We start from the raw sequence: 16,608 nt of genomic DNA on the forward strand, positions 1-16,608 counted from the left end.
CTTCCTTTCTTAGTGAAGCGACGGTTTGGGCGCAGCCGGCTCAGCGGACTTTTTGGTCTCGGTGAACAGCAACAGCGGCGCGACGCGCAGGTATTCCATCACTTCCATATAGTCGCTTTCACCGTCTTCGGATTCTTCCAGGGCATCTTGCACCTGGGAGATCGCTGCCAAATCCTGCAACACTTCCTGTGCGTCGGTGCTCAACTCCAGGCCGCCGGCATTCACGCCGAAACCGTGGAGGAAACCTTGGCACCATTGGCCCAGGGCGGCGGCACGTTCGGTGAGCGGCGCGTCGTCGGTCGGCAGCAGCAGAACCACGGTGACGTCGTCACCGGTCAGCTCGCCCTTGACCATTTCCTGCAGGCCGATCAGCGCGTTGCGCACGTTGTCTTCGGGCTCTTTCTCCAGCAGTTCGGCCACATCGGCCAGCCAGTTGTCGGCATCGAAGCCGACACCGGTGCAGCTGCGGCCCAGCAACACGCCGTGCAGCTCGGCAGGCGAGCATGGGTGGCCGCTGGTGCTCAGCAGTTTGGAAAAAGCGTCATACGGGGAGTTCTGAATGGGCATGGTGAGCTAGGCGCCAGACGGCGCAATGTCTAGAATGGAGCGCTGTATCCTAGCACCGGCAGACGTACCAAGACTATCGAGGGCGTCAGATCGTTTATCCTGAAGTTGCCATTCATCAGACAAATCCAGTGGAACCCAATGGAAGACACCGACCTGCAAGCGCTGATGGCCAGACTCGAACTGCTAATTGATCGGGTCGAGCAACTTAAGAGTCAAAACGGACTCCTATTAGCTCAGGAAAAGACCTGGCGCGAGGAACGCGCTCACCTCATTGAAAAAAACGAAATCGCCCGGCGTAAGGTCGAATCGATGATTTCGCGCCTGAAGGCCCTGGAGCAAGACTCATGAGTTCAAGCAATAGCGTAACCGTGCAGATCCTCGACAAAGAATATTCGATCATCTGCCCCCAGGAAGAGCGCAACAACCTGGTGAGCGCCGCCCGTTACCTGGATGGCAAGATGCGTGAAATCCGCAGCAGCGGCAAAGTGATCGGTGCCGACCGCATCGCCGTGATGGCCGCGTTGAATATCACCCACGACCTGCTGCACAAGCAGGAACGGCCTGACGTGCAGGCCAGCGGCTCGACGCGTGAGCAGGTGCGCGACCTGCTGGAGCGTGTCGATCTGGTGCTTTCCAGCGATTCAGACGCACCCAAGGGCTGATTGCCGAGGCTGTTTAAGGTATACTCGCCCCACTCCCTGGCGTGTTTGCCAGTCGGCGATGTCCCTGAGCCGATTCGCACTACCCTGGAAGTTGCACGTTGGGCTGGTGTGCATGTCCGCTAGACGGAAAGCCTTAAAGCCTACTGCATCTTCCACCTTGAACTTTCGGGTTCAAGGGCTAAGTCGACAGCGGCTCTGTCGGGGAGCCTGAATTCCCAAACTCAATGCCAGTCTTCGGACTGGCATTGTTTTATGAGCCGAAAACCATGACCGAACCTGCGCCGCTTTCCCGTCCGCAACTTCGACGCATGTTGCGCAAAGCCCGTCGCGCCCTCACGCCGAGCGAGCAGCGCAAGGCCGCTCACGGCCTGTATCGGCAACTGGCACAGCAACCGCTGTTTCGCCGGGCCAAACACATTTCCTTGTATCTACCGACGGACGGTGAAATCGATCCGCGCCTGCTGCTGCGCGCCGCCCAACGCCGGGGCAAAGCCACCTACCTGCCGGTGCTCAGCGCCTGGCCACGGACCAAGATGGTGTTTCAGCGTGTGCGGCCTGGGGATAAGTTATCGCCCAACCGCTTCCGTATTCTTGAGCCACGGGTGAATGCCAAACACCAACGTCAGGTCTGGGCGCTGGACCTGGTATTGCTGCCGCTGGTGGGGTTCGATGATGCTGGCGGTCGCCTGGGCATGGGCGGCGGATTCTATGACCGCAGCCTGGCTTACCTCGCTCGCCGACAACACTGGCGCAAGCCGACATTGCTGGGCCTGGCCCATGAATGTCAGAAGGTCGATCGCCTGGCACAGGCAAGCTGGGACGTGCCGTTGGCAGGCACTGTCACCGATAAGCAATGGTATGTTGCGGAAACGCCGCTGGAACCAGCGACGCCTTGAAGCAGTGTTAACGCTTGAACGGTTGCGGCGGCTGTTGAGCCAGCTCAACGGGCGCATCGCTCTTGTTCGACCACAAGCTTTGCGCATACCCGGTGGTCACGACGCCCAGACCAAACAAAATAACCAAAATCCATAGTAAATCCGGTTTACGTTGCATCGATTGCCCCCCTTCAGGCACCTCGTACACGATGACAACAACGTTCCAAAGTAGTCCGTTGCAGCTGCGTCAAGCTTAAAATCCCGGCATTCTGCGGTAACGTGAACCAACACGCAAACCTTGGCGCCAACCGACTGTCGGTTTGTCATAAAATTGCCAGACAACTTGCCCAACGCCTTTTTCAGGAGCCCCAAAATGGCCTACTGGCTGATGAAATCCGAGCCCGACGAACTCTCGATCAAGGGCCTGGAAAAGCTGGGCGAAGCCCGCTGGGACGGGGTGCGCAACTACCAGGCGCGCAATTTCCTGCGCGCCATGGCGGTGGGCGACGAGTTTTTCTTCTATCACTCCAGCTGCCCCGAACCTGGCATTGCCGGCATCGGCAAAATCGTCGAGGCGGCGTATCCAGATCCCACCGCGCTTGAACCCGAAAGCCACTACTTCGACGCCAAGGCAACCCCGGAGAAGAACCCGTGGAGCGCAATCAACGTGGCCCACGTCGAAACCTTTCCCAACGTGCTCGGCCTGGGCTACCTGAAACAGCAGACCGCCCTCGCCGAACTGCCATTGGTACAAAAAGGCAGTCGGCTTTCGGTAATGCCGGTAACCGCCGAACAATGGGCGGCGGTGATCGGTTTGCGGTGAAGCGTTACTGGATGATCAGGTTGTTGAACAACAGGTCTTCCACCACCGGCTTGCCGGTTTCATCGCTCATCACCTGCTGAGTCTGCTTCAAGGCTTCCTGGCGCAGCTTCTCTTTGCCTTCGACACTGCTCATGGTGTCGTTGGTCTGCTGGGTGAACAGCGCCACCAACTGGTTGCGGATCAGCGCATCATTGGCTTTGACTGCAGCGGCGGCTTCTGGCCCGGTCACACGCAGGGCGATGTCGGCCTTGTACACCTTGAGTTTGGCCGTACCGTCCAGCCCGTAGTTGCCCACGAACGGCGGGGTCAGGCTGATATAGCTGACCTTCGGCGCCTCCCCTTCTTTCGCTTCTTCGGCCTGGGCTGCCATCGGCAAGGTCAGGGCCAGCATCAACAGGATCCACGCTTTCACAGTTCATTCCTCGAATTCGGTTGCCGGGTAGCATAACGCTAGCAAGGCTGAGCACAAGCTTATGGCGGCTTATCAGGCCCGGGCATGCTCGTTGACCCACGGGCGTACCCTCCTACACTTATCGGCCACGATGCCAAAAGGAATAGCCCGATGAAAGCTGTGCTCTGCAAAGCCTTCGGCCCCGCCGAAACCCTGGTGCTGGAAGAGGTCGCCAGCCCGGCGATCAAGAAGAACGAAATCCTGCTGGACGTGCACGCCGCCGGGGTCAACTTCCCGGACACGCTGATCATCGAGGGTAAATACCAGTTCAAGCCACCCTTCCCGTTTTCACCGGGCGGCGAAGCGGCAGGCGTGGTCAGTGAAGTGGGTGAGAAGGTCAGTCACCTCAAGGCCGGCGACCGGGTCATGGCCCTGACTGGCTGGGGCAGCTTCGCCGAGCAGGTCGCAGTACCGGGCTACAACGTGCTGCCGATTCCGCCGAGCATGGATTTCAACACCGCCGCTGCGTTCAGCATGACCTACGGCACCTCCATGCACGCCCTGAAACAACGCGCCAACCTGCAGCCCGGCGAAACCCTGTTGGTACTCGGCGCCTCGGGCGGCGTGGGCCTGGCCGCCGTGGAAATCGGCAAGGCCATGGGCGCCCGGGTAATCGCCGCCGCCAGCAGCGCCGACAAGCTGGCCGTGGCCAAGGCGGCCGGCGCCGATGAGCTGATCAACTACAGCGAAACCAGCCTCAAGGACGAAATCAAGCGCCTGACCGATGGCAACGGCGTCGATGTGATCTACGACCCGGTGGGTGGTGACCTGTTTGACCAGGCTGTCCGCGCCATCGCCTGGAACGGCCGCCTGCTGGTGGTGGGGTTTGCCAGCGGGCGGATTCCCGAGTTGCCGGTGAACCTGGCGCTGCTCAAAGGCGCATCCGTGGTCGGCGTGTTCTGGGGCTCTTTCGCCCAGCGCCAGCCGCAGGACAATGCGGCGAACTTTCAGCAACTGTTCACGTGGTATGCCGAGGGCAAGCTCAAGCCATTGGTGTCACAGGTATACCCGCTGGAACAGGCCGCCCAAGCGATCAATGACCTGGGGCAGCGCCGAGCTGTGGGCAAAGTGGTCGTCCAGACCCGCTAACGGACCTGAAATGCAATCCCTGTGGGAGCTGGCTTGCCTGCGATAGCGGTGGGTCAGCCAACACATTCTCTGCTGATAGATCGCTATCGCAGGCAAGCCAGCTCCCACATTTGTTCTCCAACACCCTCAAGAACCCAATAACGACCCACACTTATCCATTTGCGACATGTTCGTAAGAGAACATGCGATTGCTCTCATTTCCTGTGTTTGCAGATAAGAGGCGATGCTATTTTCGGTAACGAAACTGTAACATTCGCATCCGCAGTCAAAACAAGAAATTTGGAGCTCTTGAATGTTTGCTTTCTTTCGACCTGCCGCACACCAGGCGCCCCTGCCTGAAGAAAAAATAGACAGTACCTACCGACGGCTGCGTTGGCAGATCTTCGCCGGTATCTTCTTCGGCTATGCCGGGTACTACCTGCTGCGCAAGAACTTCTCCCTTGCCATGCCCTACTTGATCGACGAGGGTTACACCCGCGGTGAACTGGGCCTGGCCATGTCGGCCATCGCGATTGCCTACGGCTTGTCCAAGTTCCTGATGGGCCTGGTGTCCGACCGCTCCAACCCACGCTACTTCCTGACCTTCGGCCTGCTGGTGTCGGCGGGGGTGATGTTCATTTTCGGTTTCGCACCTTGGGCAACGTCCAGCGTGACCATGATGTTCATTTTGCTGTTCATCAACGGCTGGGCCCAAGGCATGGGCTGGCCTCCAAGTGGGCGCACCATGGTGCACTGGTGGTCGCAGAAAGAACGCGGCGGCGTGGTGTCGGTGTGGAACGTGGCGCACAACGTCGGCGGAGGCCTGATCGGCCCGCTGTTCCTGCTGGGCATGGCCTGGTTCAACGACTGGCACGCAGCATTCTACGTACCGGCCACCGTGGCCCTGCTGGTGGCAGCGTTTGCCTTCATCACCATGCGCGATACCCCGCAATCGGTAGGCCTGCCGCCGATCGAGCAGTACAAGAACGACTACCCGGAAGGCTACAACGCCAGCCACGAAGAAGAGTTCAGCGCCAAGGAAATCTTCGTCAAGTACGTGCTGCGCAACAAAATGCTGTGGTACATCGCCTTCGCCAACGTCTTCGTCTACCTGCTGCGCTATGGCGTGCTGGACTGGGCGCCGACCTACCTCAAGGAAGCCAAGCACTTCGACGTGGATAAAACCTCGTGGGCGTACTTCTTTTACGAGTGGGCGGGTATTCCGGGCACGCTGTTGTGCGGCTGGATGTCGGACAAGATCTTCCGTGGCAACCGTGGCCTGACCGGCGTGGTGTTCATGGCGCTGGTGACCGTGGCAACCCTGGTCTATTGGCTCAACCCACCGGGCAACCCGACCATCGACATGATCGCGCTGTTCTCCATCGGCTTCCTGATCTATGGCCCGGTGATGCTGATCGGCCTGCAGGCCCTGGAACTGGCGCCGAAAAAAGCGGCCGGTACGGCGGCGGGCTTCACGGGCCTGTTCGGTTACCTGGGCGGTTCGGTGGCAGCGAGTGCAGCCATGGGCTACACCGTGGACCATTTCGGTTGGAATGGCGGGTTCGTGTTGCTGGTGGGCGCGTGCCTGTTGGCCATCGCGTTCCTCATCCCAACGCTGTGGCACACCAACAGTGTCAGCGAGGCGCGGTCAGCTACCGCCTGAGCAACCCTTGGCACAACGCTTGAGCCGCGCCTCCAGGTTTTTATCTGGCATGGCGTGGCTACGCAGGGCGTTGACGGTCTGCTCGACATAATCGCGAGTCGTGCCGTAACGCCCGCAAGCGCTCTGTAGCACATGGTTGAGCACGATATCGGGCAGGTTGCCGGCGTAGCTCGGCAGATGCCGCTCCAGGACAAACCCCAATGCCTGCACCTGGCTGCCATCTTCAAGACGGCAACTGAGCCAGTGTGGCCGGTAGGAGGGATAGGGCATTTCGCGGCACCACAAGGCGTACAACGAAGCCTCCAATTGGTCTTCCGGCAAGCGGTAGGCAAACCCGCTGCAGGAACCGCCGCGATCCAGGCCAAAGACCAGCCCCGGCAACTCCGGCGTACCCCGATGCTCCTGGGACCACAGGTACAGCCCCCGGTGATAACCGTGGACCCGGGCCCGCACTCGCTCGGTGGACGAGCATTCCGGGCGCCAGATCAAAGAACCGTAAGCGAATAGCCAGACCGGCCCACCCTTATGCCGCGCCATGGTGGCCTGCATCGAGCTCATCAACTGTTCGTGAGTGAGTTGCGGCCCAAGGTCGAGCCGCGGAGGGTAAGCCAAATGCGAGAGATCGGTTTCAATAACGGTCATGGCGAATCGCTTAGGTCTCCTGCGTACTACCAGTTATAGGCAACTTTACCGTAATAGAACGCGCCGCTGTAACCGTACGGCGAAAAAGTGCTATAGGCGAGGTTGCCGCCGCTGCTGGCAAAAGCATTGACCTTTTCCGGGTATTTGTCGGTGACGTTGTCGCCGCCCAGGGTGAAGGTCCAGTTCTTGAGCTTGTAGTCCGCCGACAGGTCCAACACCCACGCAGCCTTGAAGGTCTGGTCGTTGACCTTGTCCGCCTGATAACTGGTGAATTCACCATAGCGCACCAGGTTGCTGTGCAGCGCCCAATTGCCGAACGTGAAGTCGTTGCCCAGGCTCAGCTTGTGCTGTGGCGTGGTATCGCCCAGCAAACCGATGCGCTCGCGACGGTCGACCCGCACCAGGTTGGCGCCCAGGCTGTCGAGGATGGCCGGGTTGGCCTTCACGTCCGTGACCTTGGTGTGGTTGTAGTTGTAGCCCACGGTGCTGTTCCAGCGGATGCCGTTGTCGAACTGGTAGCGATAATTGGCGACCAGGTCGACGCCATCAGTGCTGGTGTCGGTGGCGTTGGTGAAGTAACGGGCGCTGGTGTAGTTGATATTGCCGACCCCATTGGCTTGCAGGTAGGCAATGGTCGCCGGGTTGAGGTTCAGGTTGGAGGACAGGCTGATGCGATCGCGGATGTCGATACGATACACATCCACCGTCACGGTCAGGTCATCCGCCGGTTCCAGCACCAGGCCGAGGCTGTAGTTGCGCGATTTCTCGGCCTTCAAGTCTTCGGCGCCGAGCAGACGGGCCACTCTGCTGTTGGCTGGGAACGTGCCGGCTTCCTGGATGGTGCTACCGATCAACTGCGACGACGTGTAGGCAAAGTTCTGCTGGGCCAGGGACGGCGCGCGGAAGCCGTTGGAAATACTGCCGCGCAAGGCCACTTGTGGGGTGAAGTCGTAGCGGGCCGACAGCGAACCGCTGACGTTGGAACCGAAGTCGCTGTAATCCTCATGCCGCACGGCGGCCGACGCGCTGAGTTTTTCGGTGAAGTTGGTTTCGAGGTCCAGGTATTGGGCCCAGTTGTGTCGTGAACTGCTGCCGGCGTCGGCATCCCGGAAACCACCCAGGCCCGAACTGCCGGTCTGATAGTAGGACGCCGGTTCGCCCGCTTCGATTTCATAGCCCTGGTGCAGGTACTCGCCGCCAAACGCCACGGAAACCGGATACGGCAAAAAGCCCACGTCGAATTCACGGGACAGGTCCAGGCTCACCTGCTTCTGGTCGTTGCTCAGGGTGCCGTTGTCGAACTTGCGCGGCGTGGCCAGGCCCAGGGAGGTGTTGATGGTTTCAGTGCTCAGCGCATATTGGTTCTTGCCGTAGTTCGCCGACAGGTCGTAATGCCAGTCGTAGGCCAGCAGGCCGCGCAGGCCCACTACCAGCGAGGTGTCTTCCAGGTTGCCCTTGATCAGAGGCAGGTAGCCATTGGGGTTGAGCGCCACAATGTTGTTGGAGGCATTGCTGGCCCGATAGAACGCGGCGGTCTCGCCACGGCGCTTGCTGTAGCCGCCGAAGGTGTAAAACTCCAGCCCGTCGTTGAAGGCGTAGGCGGAGTTGAACTGCAGTTTACCTTCATTGGTAGCCGGCTCGCCTTGGCGGAAGACCCGCTGGCCATAGGTGGTCGAACCGACACTCGCCGGCCGCAAGTCATTGCCGGCGCGGTTGGTGTAGTCGTTGTCGGCACCTTCGCCGGAGAGGTTGAAAAAGCCGTTGTCGCCCAATGCAAAGCCGGTATTGCCGCTGAGATTGCGCTGGATACCATCACCCTTCTTGTACTCGCCAAACTTGGTGGAAACTGAACCGCCATGGTCGTCATGCTTGAGGATCACGTTGATCACACCGGCAATCGCGTCGGAACCGTAGCGTGCAGAAGCGCCGTCGCGCAGCACTTCGATGTGATCGACCGCCGACAGCGGGATCGCATTCAGGTCGGCGGGCGCCGAGCCACGGCCCACCGCGCCACCCAGGTTGACGAACGCACTGGTGTGGCGGCGTTTGCCATTGACCAGCACCAGCACCTGGTCCGGCGACAAGCCGCGCAACTGCGCGGGACGCACCAGTTCGGCGCCGTCCACCAGGCTCGGGCGTGGGAAATTGATCGAAGGAATCAGCCGCGCCAACACCGCCCCCAGTTCATCAGAGCCGGTGCTGCGCAAGGTGTCGCCGGAGATCACATCGATGGGCGACAGCGACGCACTGGCCGTGCGCTCTTGGGCGCGGGTGCCGGTGACAATGACCGCGTCGAGTTTGGGTGCATCGGCCGCAGCTGTTTCCGCCGCCTGTGCTGGATTGAATCCCACGGCGGTCAGCAAATTGGCCGACAAAATCGCCGTGTACAGCGCGTGTTTCTTGTAACTCCCCATACCGCTCCCCTTGGAATCAAAAGTCAGAACGTCAATGCTCTGAATGCATACGATCGATCCGGCTGGCGGGCGGTGGCGGTCAGTTATTGGTTAGTGGCAGATAATCGGTAGTCCGTTGCGATATAGCCTAAAGATATCTATTGAATAAATTAAATACCCAAAAAGAATAAGCGAAAGCATAAGCGCCCGCGCCCGCTCATCAGGATTGGCCCAGGCAATCCCGGTACTTTCAGCCCCGGTTCAGCCTGGGCCGGCGTCAAGCCGTCAAAATAGCGCCCCTGTCACGACCCAACTAGCCGCCCTTCAAACCGACTATCGAGGTCGCACCCATGAAAAAATCCACACTGCCTGGCCTGCTGTTCCTCGCCCAGGCCTCTGCGGCCCTCGCCGGCGAAATGCCTGCGGCCAATGACGACAAGGGCTTCTGGTACGCGCAGACCAGCCTCTACACCCGGCACTTTTCACCCGACCCCGACCACAACAACCACCAGGACCTGATCGGCCTGGAGCGCAATCAAGCGTCGGGGCTGGTGATTGGCGGGGCGACCTTTCGCAACTCATTCAGCCAGCGCTCGTATTACGCCTATGCAGGCAAGCGCTACGACATGACTGACTACCCGGTGTATTTAAAACTCACAGGCGGAGTGATCCAGGGCTATCGTGGCGAATACCGCGACAAGATCCCGTTGAACCGTTTCGGCGTTGCGCCGGTGATCATCCCGTCGGTCGGCGCGCATTACGGGCCCGTCGCGGCAGAGGTGGTGTTGCTGGGGTTCAATGCGGCGATGGTGACCACTGGCGTACGTTTCTGACAGCAACATAAATCACTGTGGGAGCTGGCTTGCCTGCGATAGCGGTGTGTCAGCCAAATATTTGCCACTGATACACCGCTATCGCAGGCAAGCCAGCTCCCACATTAGATCCGAGCCAGGTCAGGGACGGGGTGCGTAGGCGAAGACGTCGGCACGCATCTGGTGTGCATCCATGCCGGCGTCCACCAGCGCGTCCAGCGTGCCGTAGATCATCGCCGGCGAACCGCTGGCATAGACGTGCACAGCCTTGAGGTCGCTGATGTCTTCGCACACCGCTTCGTGCAACAACCCGCAGCGCCCTTCCCAACCGCACAGGTCACTGACCACTTTGTGCAGGAACAGGTTGGGCAGTTGCAGCCATTGATCCCAGTGTTCGATCTCATAGAAATCTTCTGGACGACGCACGCCCCAGTACAGGTGCACCGGGTGCTTGAAGCCGGAGGCGCGGCAATGTTCGATCAGGCTGTGCATCTGCGCCATACCCGTGCCAGCAGCGATCAGCACCAGGGGCCCGTCCGGCAACTCGGCCAAATGGGTATCGCCAAACGGCAGCTCGATACGCGCCATCTGGTTGCGCTGCAGTTGCTCAAGCAGGTTGCGGGCACTGTCCTCGCGGGCCAGCACATGCAGTTCCAGCTCGCGCCCGGCGTGGGGTGCGGACGCCAGGGAGAAGGCGGACTTCTCGCCGTTGTCCCGCTCGATCATCAGGTACTGCCCGGCGTGATAGCGCACCGCCTTGCCGGCCGGCGCCCGCAGGCGCACGCGCCACACGTCGCCACCGACTTCCACGCATTCGCTCAATTGGCACGACAACTTGCGCAACGGCAACTCTCCCGGCGCCAGCACGCCATCCCACAACACAATGCAATCTTCCAGCGGCTCGGCAATGCAGGTGTAGAACTCGCCATGGTCACGCACCTCACCGGCCTGCTGCACCCGGCCCTCCACCAACAGCGCCGCACACACGTGGCACACGCCATTGCGGCAAGCCTGGGGGCATTCATAACCCAGGCGACGCGCGCCTTCGAGGATTCGCTCGCCAGGGACCAGTTCCAGCACGGCGCCGGAAGGTTGCAGGGTTACACGCATCAATCTATTCCCAATTCTTTCCAGATCGCATCGACACGGGCAGTCACGGCTTCATCCTTGACGATCACGCGGCCCCACTCGCGGGTGGTTTCACCCGGCCATTTGTGGGTGGCATCCAGGCCCATCTTCGACCCCAGGCCCGACACCGGCGAGGCGAAGTCGAGGTAGTCGATCGGCGTGTTGTCGATCATCACCGTGTCGCGCTTGGGGTCCATGCGCGTGGTGATGGCCCAGATCACGTCGTTCCAGTCGCGGGCGTTGATGTCGTCGTCGGTGACGATAACGAACTTGGTGTACATGAACTGTCGCAAAAACGACCACACACCCAGCATTACCCGCTTGGCGTGGCCCGGGTACGACTTTTTCATGGTCACGACGGCCATGCGGTACGAACAGCCTTCGGGCGGCAGGTAGAAGTCGGTGATTTCCGGGAATTGCTTCTGCAGGATCGGCACGAACACTTCGTTGAGCGCCACGCCGAGGATCGCCGGCTCATCCGGCGGACGGCCGGTGTAGGTGCTGTGGTAGATCGGTTTGACCCGGTGGGTGATGCGCTCGACGGTGAACACCGGGAAGCTGTCGACTTCGTTGTAGTAGCCGGTGTGATCGCCGTACGGGCCTTCATCGGCCATTTCGCCCGGATGAATCACGCCTTCGAGGATGATCTCGGCGGTGGCCGGCACTTGCAGGTCGTTGCCACGGCACTTCACCAGCTCGGTGCGGTTGCCGCGCAGCAGGCCAGCGAAGGCGTACTCGGACAGGCTGTCGGGCACCGGGGTCACGGCGCCGAGGATGGTGGCCGGGTCGGCGCCCAGGGCCACGGAGACCGGGAACGGTTTGCCGGGGTGCTTTTCGCACCACTCGCGGAAGTCCAGCGCGCCGCCACGGTGGCTCAGCCAGCGCATGATCACCTTGTTGCGGCCGATCACTTGCTGGCGGTAGATACCGAGGTTCTGGCGGTCCTTGTTCGGGCCCTTGGTGACGGTCAGGCCCCAGGTGATCAGCGGCCCGACGTCGCCGGGCCAGCAGGTCTGCACCGGCAGCATGGCCAAGTCCACGTCGTCGCCTTCGATGACCACTTCCTGGCACACCGCGTCCTTGACCACCTTGGGCGCCATGGCAATGATCTTGCGGAAGATCGGCAGCTTCGACCAGGCGTCCTTCAAGCCCTTGGGCGGCTCCGGCTCCTTGAGGAAGGCCAGCAGCTTGCCGATCTCGCGCAGCTCGCTGACTGACTCGGCACCCATGCCAAAAGCCACACGCTCGGGGGTGCCGAACAGGTTGCCAAGCACCGGGATGTCAAAGCCGGTCGGGTTTTCGAACAGCAGCGCCGGGCCCTTGTTGCGCAGGGTACGGTCGCAAATCTCAGTCATTTCCAGTACCGGCGAAATCGGCATCTGGATACGTTTCAACTCTCCGCGCTGCTCAAGTTGCTGCACGAAATCCCGAAGATCCTTGAATTTCATTAACCATGCCACCCGTAAAATAGGCGTACATCCTACCTGCTCTGAGGGCGGCTGGCAGCTTAATTGGCCGTCAACCCTCGTGATTGCAGCGAACTGAACAACGGTTCCAGGAAGGCCTCGACGTGCCGCGCACCGACGTCAGAAAGGTGATTGTCATCGGTGTACAGCGCTCGGCCGTTGAGCTCCACCCGGCACAAGCCATCGGCGCCGCACAACAAGGGCGCGGGGTCGAGCACCGCGACACCACTGTCGGCCGCCGCCAACTCGGCAAACAGCTGGGAGATAAAGGCCTGGCGCTTGAGGTGCTCCGCCACGGGCAAGCCTTCCCGATCCACCGGCCGGTGCATCATGGCCAGGCGGCTGAGCCGGTAAGGCACAATGATTTCCTGCAGCGGCACCTCTTTGACCAACCAGACCCTGTGGCCTGCGGTGCGCAAGCCCTTGATGCGCTCGCGAAGGCCTTGGGCGAAGCGCTGCTCGGCAATGGCGCGCACGTATTGACCCGTCGCGGGGTCTTTGAGCGCATGCTCCTTGTCACCCGACATCTGCCCATAGAGGTACAGGCTCCAGCGCGCCGCCAGCACCACATCGCTGAAGGATTGCTCGGCCATCGCTTTCTCCACGCGATGGTTGAAGTGGGCGCAACGGGCAATGTTCTCCAGGCCATCCAAAGGCACACAACCGGCAAAACTGGCCTCGACCAGGCTGATGTCGTGCCGCTTGGCCGCCACCTCGAGCGCAGGAATCAAGGCGGTGGCGTGACTGTCGCCCCAGACCAGCGCAGAGACCGAGCTGCCTTTGGGGCCGAAATGGCAAAACAGGCGCTCATCGGGCGTGTCTTTGTCCGCCATGCACGCCATCAACTCCGGGCTCCACTTTTTCGCTTGGGCATAACGCAGGGCCTGTTCGGACAAGCGCGACGGCACACCGTCGGCCTTGCGCAATGCCACGCCCGTAAGGCCGAGGCACAGGATCCCGACACACGCTGTCGCCAGAATCGCCTTGCGCCCGGGCAGCAGGCGCTTCTCCCGAAACGGGGTTTCCACAAAACGCCAGGACAGGTAGCCCAGCACCAGGCTCAGCAGCATCAACCCACCCAGCTCCAGCGGGCACAGGCCATCAACCGCGGCGTAGCTGGCATACACGAACACAGGCCAGTGCCACAGGTACCAGGAATAGGAAATCAGCCCCACGCCCACCATCACCCGTGAACTCAGCAGGCGCCCGACCCAGGTGGATTGCTGCCCGTTGGCCCAGATCAGGCCAACGACGCCCAGCACCGGCAACAACGCAGCCGCGCCGGGGAAGGGTGTAGCTGAATCGAAACCGAATACCGCGATCAGTATCAGCGCCATCGACAACAGGCTGACTCCTTGGGCCAAGCCGGGCGAGGCACGCCAATCACGCAGCGGCACCACCGCCAGCATGGCGCCGGCCAGCAATTCCCAGGCACGCAGATGCAACAGGTAGAACGCCTTTTGCGGTGCATGGGCCACCGCCCACACGCTCATGCCGAACGACACCAGCAGGATCCCGAACAGCGCCAGGCGCCAATGCTTCAAGCGGCTGGCAAGCAAGGTCAGCAACAACGGGAAGATGATGTAGAACTGCTCTTCGACCGCCAGCGACCAGGTGTGCAACAACGGTTTGATATCGGAGGCCGCATCGAAGTAGCCGTGCTGGCGGGAAAACAGCAGGTTGGAGGTGAAGATCACCTGATAGTGCACCGACCGCCCCAGCTCCTCGTAGTCCTTGGGCGCCAGCAGGAACCAGCCTACGGCCAGGGTAGCCGCCATCATCACAAACAACGCCGGCAGGATGCGCCGGGCACGTCGCGCCCAGAAATCTACAAAGCTGAAGCGCCCGGCTTGGCGCTCCCGCCAGATGATCGAGGTGATCAGGAACCCTGAAATCACGAAAAATACATCAACCCCGACGAAGCCGCCTGTTACACCAGGCACCCCAAAATGGAACAGCACCACAGCCAGGACCGCAGCGGCGCGCAAACCATCGATGTCTCTTCGATAAGCAAGAACAGTCATAAAACGTAGTCAGCCTGATTCGAATGGAAGCGAACGTAGCTTCCCTCACCTTTTTTGTTTCTTAACTGACACTTATGCCGCCCAAACCTCCCTTTTCTGACGCAAAAAAAATGGCGCCCCTTGGGGCGCCATTCTTTCGGACCTGAAACGTCGTGTTACTTACGCTTCATCGACAGGAAGAACTCGTCGTTGGTCTTGGTGGTTTTCAGCTTGTCGACCAGGAACTCGATGGCCGCCACTTCGTCCATCGGGTGCAGCAGCTTGCGCAGGATCCACATGCGCTGCAGTTCGTCGTCGGCGGTCAGCAACTCTTCGCGGCGGGTACCGGAACGGTTGATGTTGATCGCCGGGAACACGCGTTTTTCCGCGATGCGACGGTCCAGGGGCAGCTCCATGTTGCCGGTACCCTTGAACTCTTCGTAGATCACTTCGTCCATCTTCGAACCGGTTTCAACCAGTGCGGTGGCGATAATGGTCAGCGAGCCGCCTTCTTCGATGTTCCGCGCAGCGCCAAAGAAACGCTTCGGTTTCTCCAGGGCATGGGCATCGACACCACCGGTCAATACCTTGCCGGAGCTCGGAATCACGGTGTTGTAGGCACGGGCCAGACGGGTGATGGAGTCGAGCAGGATCACCACGTCCTTCTTGTGTTCAACCAGGCGCTTGGCCTTCTCGATCACCATTTCGGCAACCTGCACGTGGCGGGTTGGCGGTTCATCGAACGTGGAGGCAACCACTTCGCCGCGCACGGTGCGCTGCATTTCGGTCACTTCTTCCGGACGTTCATCGATCAACAGCACGATCAGGTGAACTTCAGGATTGTTACGCGCGATGTTCGCGGCAATGTTCTGCAGCATGATGGTCTTGCCGGCTTTCGGCGGTGCGACGATCAGGCCACGCTGGCCTTTGCCGATCGGGGCGCACAAGTCGATCACACGACCGGTCAAGTCTTCGGTGGAACCGTTGCCGGCTTCCATCTTCATGCGTACGGTCGGGAACAGCGGGGTCAGGTTCTCGAAGAGAATCTTGTTTTTCGCGTTCTCGGGACGATCAAAGTTGATCGTGTCGACCTTGAGCAGGGCGAAGTAACGCTCGCCTTCCTTAGGAGGGCGGATCTTGCCAACGATGGTGTCACCGGTGCGCAAGTTGAAGCGACGGATCTGGCTCGGCGAGACGTAGATATCGTCTGGGCCGGCAAGATAGGAGGCGTCAGCAGAGCGGAGGAAGCCGAAGCCGTCCTGGAGAATCTCCAGCACGCCATCACCGGAGATTTCCTCGCCGCTTTTCGCGTGCTTTTTCAGCAGGGAGAAAATCACGTCCTGCTTGCGCGAACGGGCCATATTTTCTATGCCCATTTCTTCGGCCAGCTGGAGCAGGTCGGTAATCGGCTTTTGCTTGAGTTCAGTCAGATTCATATAGGAATGACGTAATCATTTATGGAGGGGGGAAATTAAGCTTTTGGCTTAATGAGGCCGCGCCGCAGAGAAGGCGACAGGATCGCGTACTAATCGAAAAGGAGAGCGTCGGCGACGGCTTGCAGGGGGCAGTGGAGAAACCAGTGCGGGGCCGAATGTACCACCTGAGTTTAGGAGCGTCTAGCCCTGTTTCACGAAAAAGCCCCGCAATTTGCGGGGCTTTTTTGACAACGCTTAGATGTTCGCGTCGAGGAAAGCTTGCAGCTGAGACTTCGACAGCGCGCCCACTTTAGTGGCTTCGACGTTGCCGTTCTTGAACAGCATCAGCGTCGGGATACCACGCACGCCATGCTTGGCCGGGGTTTCCTGGTTGTCGTCGATATTCAGCTTGGCAATGGTCAGCTTGCCTTCATAGGTGGTCGCAATGTCGTCCAGAACAGGCGCGATCATTTTGCAAGGGCCACACCATTCAGCCCAGTAGTCAACCAGCACCGGGCCCTGAGCCTTGAGTACTTCGGCCTCAAAGGTCGCGTCGGTGACGTGCTTGATAAGATCGTTGCTCATGGATGTCTCCGGATTGTAAGCAAAAAAAACGTGGCCCATCATAGCCGCCCTTCCC

Annotated in this window: 17 protein-coding genes and 1 other RNA gene; 8 read left to right on the forward strand and 10 right to left on the reverse strand. The window is 60.3% G+C overall.

The genetic code is table 11. From position 1 onward, the window contains the following. Nucleotides 1-9: 9 nt before the first annotated feature. A complete protein-coding gene (locus tag ACVWVP_RS01780; RefSeq protein ID WP_176996862.1) occupies nt 10-567 on the reverse strand; it encodes a YecA/YgfB family protein in 558 nt (185 codons plus the stop codon). Between the two features lie 138 nt (nt 568-705). On the opposite strand from ACVWVP_RS01780, the gene ACVWVP_RS01785 reads away from it, so the two are divergent. The 4 genes from ACVWVP_RS01785 to ACVWVP_RS01800 all read left to right on the forward strand — a co-directional run bounded on the left by ACVWVP_RS01785 (nt 706) and on the right by ACVWVP_RS01800 (nt 2,125). Then, the gene (locus tag ACVWVP_RS01785) at nt 706-915 is read left to right on the forward strand and encodes a TIGR02449 family protein (protein ID WP_003177365.1); all 210 of its coding nucleotides are present in this window, start codon (nt 706-708) and stop codon (nt 913-915) included. Then, a complete protein-coding gene (locus tag ACVWVP_RS01790) occupies nt 912-1,229 on the forward strand; it encodes a cell division protein ZapA (RefSeq protein WP_003176812.1) in 318 nt (105 codons plus the stop codon). The genes ACVWVP_RS01785 and ACVWVP_RS01790 overlap by 4 nt, the downstream gene beginning before the upstream one ends. Nucleotides 1,230-1,259: 30 nt before the next feature. Beyond that, a non-coding RNA gene (ssrS, locus tag ACVWVP_RS01795) (6S RNA) lies at nt 1,260-1,438 on the forward strand. Nucleotides 1,439-1,495: 57 nt separating this feature from the next. Beyond that, a complete protein-coding gene (locus tag ACVWVP_RS01800) occupies nt 1,496-2,125 on the forward strand; it encodes a 5-formyltetrahydrofolate cyclo-ligase (protein ID WP_457404343.1) in 630 nt (209 codons plus the stop codon). Between the two features lie 7 nt (nt 2,126-2,132). Here ACVWVP_RS01800 and ACVWVP_RS01805 read toward each other — a convergent pair whose 3' ends face one another. Beyond that, nucleotides 2,133-2,282 carry a hypothetical protein gene (locus ACVWVP_RS01805; RefSeq protein WP_259172347.1) on the reverse strand — a complete coding sequence of 50 codons (150 nt, stop codon included), beginning with the start codon at nt 2,280-2,282 and terminating at the stop codon, nt 2,133-2,135. A 195-nt stretch (nt 2,283-2,477) separates the two neighbouring features. Here ACVWVP_RS01805 and ACVWVP_RS01810 point away from each other — a divergent pair, with 195 nt between their 5' ends. Next, nucleotides 2,478-2,927 carry an EVE domain-containing protein gene (locus tag ACVWVP_RS01810; protein WP_259172348.1) on the forward strand — a complete coding sequence of 150 codons (450 nt, stop codon included), beginning with the start codon at nt 2,478-2,480 and terminating at the stop codon, nt 2,925-2,927. 4 nt (nt 2,928-2,931) lie between these two features. Here the strand turns inward: ACVWVP_RS01810 and ACVWVP_RS01815 are convergent, their stop codons facing one another. Next, the gene (locus tag ACVWVP_RS01815) at nt 2,932-3,339 is read right to left on the reverse strand and encodes a flagellar basal body-associated protein FliL (RefSeq protein WP_178919952.1); all 408 of its coding nucleotides are present in this window, start codon (nt 3,337-3,339) and stop codon (nt 2,932-2,934) included. A 150-nt stretch (nt 3,340-3,489) separates the two neighbouring features. Here ACVWVP_RS01815 and ACVWVP_RS01820 point away from each other — a divergent pair, with 150 nt between their 5' ends. Continuing rightward, nucleotides 3,490-4,467: an NADPH:quinone oxidoreductase family protein gene (locus ACVWVP_RS01820; protein WP_259172349.1), complete on the forward strand. Its 978-nt coding sequence runs from the start codon at nt 3,490-3,492 to the stop codon at nt 4,465-4,467. Between the two features lie 292 nt (nt 4,468-4,759). Then, entirely contained in the window at nt 4,760-6,109 is a 1,350-nt protein-coding gene (gene glpT, locus ACVWVP_RS01825) for a glycerol-3-phosphate transporter (protein ID WP_176996867.1), read from the forward strand. On the opposite strand, the gene ACVWVP_RS01830 is transcribed toward glpT, so the two are convergent. Beyond that, entirely contained in the window at nt 6,095-6,751 is a 657-nt protein-coding gene (locus ACVWVP_RS01830; RefSeq protein ID WP_178919950.1) for a gamma-glutamylcyclotransferase, read from the reverse strand. The two genes, glpT and ACVWVP_RS01830, sit on opposite strands and share 15 nt — an antisense overlap. 26 nt (nt 6,752-6,777) lie before the next feature. Beyond that, a complete protein-coding gene (locus ACVWVP_RS01835; protein ID WP_457404347.1) occupies nt 6,778-9,165 on the reverse strand; it encodes a TonB-dependent receptor plug domain-containing protein in 2,388 nt (795 codons plus the stop codon). 329 nt (nt 9,166-9,494) lie between these two features. On the opposite strand from ACVWVP_RS01835, the gene ACVWVP_RS01840 reads away from it, so the two are divergent. After that, nucleotides 9,495-9,977, forward strand: a complete 483-nt coding sequence (locus ACVWVP_RS01840) for a sn-glycerol-3-phosphate transporter (RefSeq protein ID WP_310522012.1) — start codon at nt 9,495-9,497, stop codon at nt 9,975-9,977. Nucleotides 9,978-10,097: 120 nt separating this feature from the next. Here the strand turns inward: ACVWVP_RS01840 and ACVWVP_RS01845 are convergent, their stop codons facing one another. The 5 genes from ACVWVP_RS01845 to trxA form a co-directional block, all read right to left on the reverse strand. Further along, complete coding sequence (locus ACVWVP_RS01845; protein ID WP_178919947.1) at nt 10,098-11,066, reverse strand: CDP-6-deoxy-delta-3,4-glucoseen reductase; 969 nt, start codon at nt 11,064-11,066, stop codon at nt 10,098-10,100. Further along, a complete protein-coding gene (gene ubiD, locus ACVWVP_RS01850; RefSeq protein WP_178919946.1) occupies nt 11,066-12,532 on the reverse strand; it encodes a 4-hydroxy-3-polyprenylbenzoate decarboxylase in 1,467 nt (488 codons plus the stop codon). Before ubiD ends, ACVWVP_RS01845 begins: the two co-directional genes overlap by 1 nt. Before the next feature lie 59 nt (nt 12,533-12,591). Beyond that, complete coding sequence (locus ACVWVP_RS01855; RefSeq protein WP_457404350.1) at nt 12,592-14,574, reverse strand: acyltransferase family protein; 1,983 nt, start codon at nt 14,572-14,574, stop codon at nt 12,592-12,594. A gap of 155 nt (nt 14,575-14,729) precedes the next feature. Then, nucleotides 14,730-15,989, reverse strand: coding sequence for a transcription termination factor Rho (gene rho / locus ACVWVP_RS01860; RefSeq protein ID WP_016973082.1), 1,260 nt, complete (start codon nt 15,987-15,989; stop codon nt 14,730-14,732). A gap of 234 nt (nt 15,990-16,223) precedes the next feature. Further along, nucleotides 16,224-16,553 carry a thioredoxin TrxA gene (trxA, locus tag ACVWVP_RS01865; RefSeq protein ID WP_003213989.1) on the reverse strand — a complete coding sequence of 110 codons (330 nt, stop codon included), beginning with the start codon at nt 16,551-16,553 and terminating at the stop codon, nt 16,224-16,226. Nucleotides 16,554-16,608 lie beyond the last annotated feature (55 nt).

The organism is Pseudomonas sp. TE24901, assembly GCF_054058375.1.

What these genes read in the sequence shown, in the direction of transcription:
- ACVWVP_RS01855 (WP_457404350.1), bottom strand. Translation starts at nt 14,574, where the DNA reads ATGACTGTTCTTGCTTATCGAAGAGACATCGATGGTTTGCGCGCCGCT.
- ACVWVP_RS01830 (WP_178919950.1), bottom strand. Translation starts at nt 6,751, where the DNA reads ATGACCGTTATTGAAACCGATCTCTCGCATTTGGCTTACCCTCCGCGG.
- ubiD (WP_178919946.1), bottom strand. Translation starts at nt 12,532, where the DNA reads ATGAAATTCAAGGATCTTCGGGATTTCGTGCAGCAACTTGAGCAGCGC.
- ACVWVP_RS01785 (WP_003177365.1), top strand. Translation starts at nt 706, where the DNA reads ATGGAAGACACCGACCTGCAAGCGCTGATGGCCAGACTCGAACTGCTA.
- ACVWVP_RS01810 (WP_259172348.1), top strand. Translation starts at nt 2,478, where the DNA reads ATGGCCTACTGGCTGATGAAATCCGAGCCCGACGAACTCTCGATCAAG.
- ACVWVP_RS01805 (WP_259172347.1), bottom strand. Translation starts at nt 2,282, where the DNA reads ATGCAACGTAAACCGGATTTACTATGGATTTTGGTTATTTTGTTTGGT.
- ACVWVP_RS01780 (WP_176996862.1), bottom strand. Translation starts at nt 567, where the DNA reads ATGCCCATTCAGAACTCCCCGTATGACGCTTTTTCCAAACTGCTGAGC.
- ACVWVP_RS01820 (WP_259172349.1), top strand. Translation starts at nt 3,490, where the DNA reads ATGAAAGCTGTGCTCTGCAAAGCCTTCGGCCCCGCCGAAACCCTGGTG.
- ACVWVP_RS01800 (WP_457404343.1), top strand. Translation starts at nt 1,496, where the DNA reads ATGACCGAACCTGCGCCGCTTTCCCGTCCGCAACTTCGACGCATGTTG.
- ACVWVP_RS01840 (WP_310522012.1), top strand. Translation starts at nt 9,495, where the DNA reads ATGAAAAAATCCACACTGCCTGGCCTGCTGTTCCTCGCCCAGGCCTCT.
- ACVWVP_RS01790 (WP_003176812.1), top strand. Translation starts at nt 912, where the DNA reads ATGAGTTCAAGCAATAGCGTAACCGTGCAGATCCTCGACAAAGAATAT.
- ACVWVP_RS01845 (WP_178919947.1), bottom strand. Translation starts at nt 11,066, where the DNA reads ATGCGTGTAACCCTGCAACCTTCCGGCGCCGTGCTGGAACTGGTCCCT.
- glpT (WP_176996867.1), top strand. Translation starts at nt 4,760, where the DNA reads ATGTTTGCTTTCTTTCGACCTGCCGCACACCAGGCGCCCCTGCCTGAA.
- trxA (WP_003213989.1), bottom strand. Translation starts at nt 16,553, where the DNA reads ATGAGCAACGATCTTATCAAGCACGTCACCGACGCGACCTTTGAGGCC.
- rho (WP_016973082.1), bottom strand. Translation starts at nt 15,989, where the DNA reads ATGAATCTGACTGAACTCAAGCAAAAGCCGATTACCGACCTGCTCCAG.
- ACVWVP_RS01835 (WP_457404347.1), bottom strand. Translation starts at nt 9,165, where the DNA reads ATGGGGAGTTACAAGAAACACGCGCTGTACACGGCGATTTTGTCGGCC.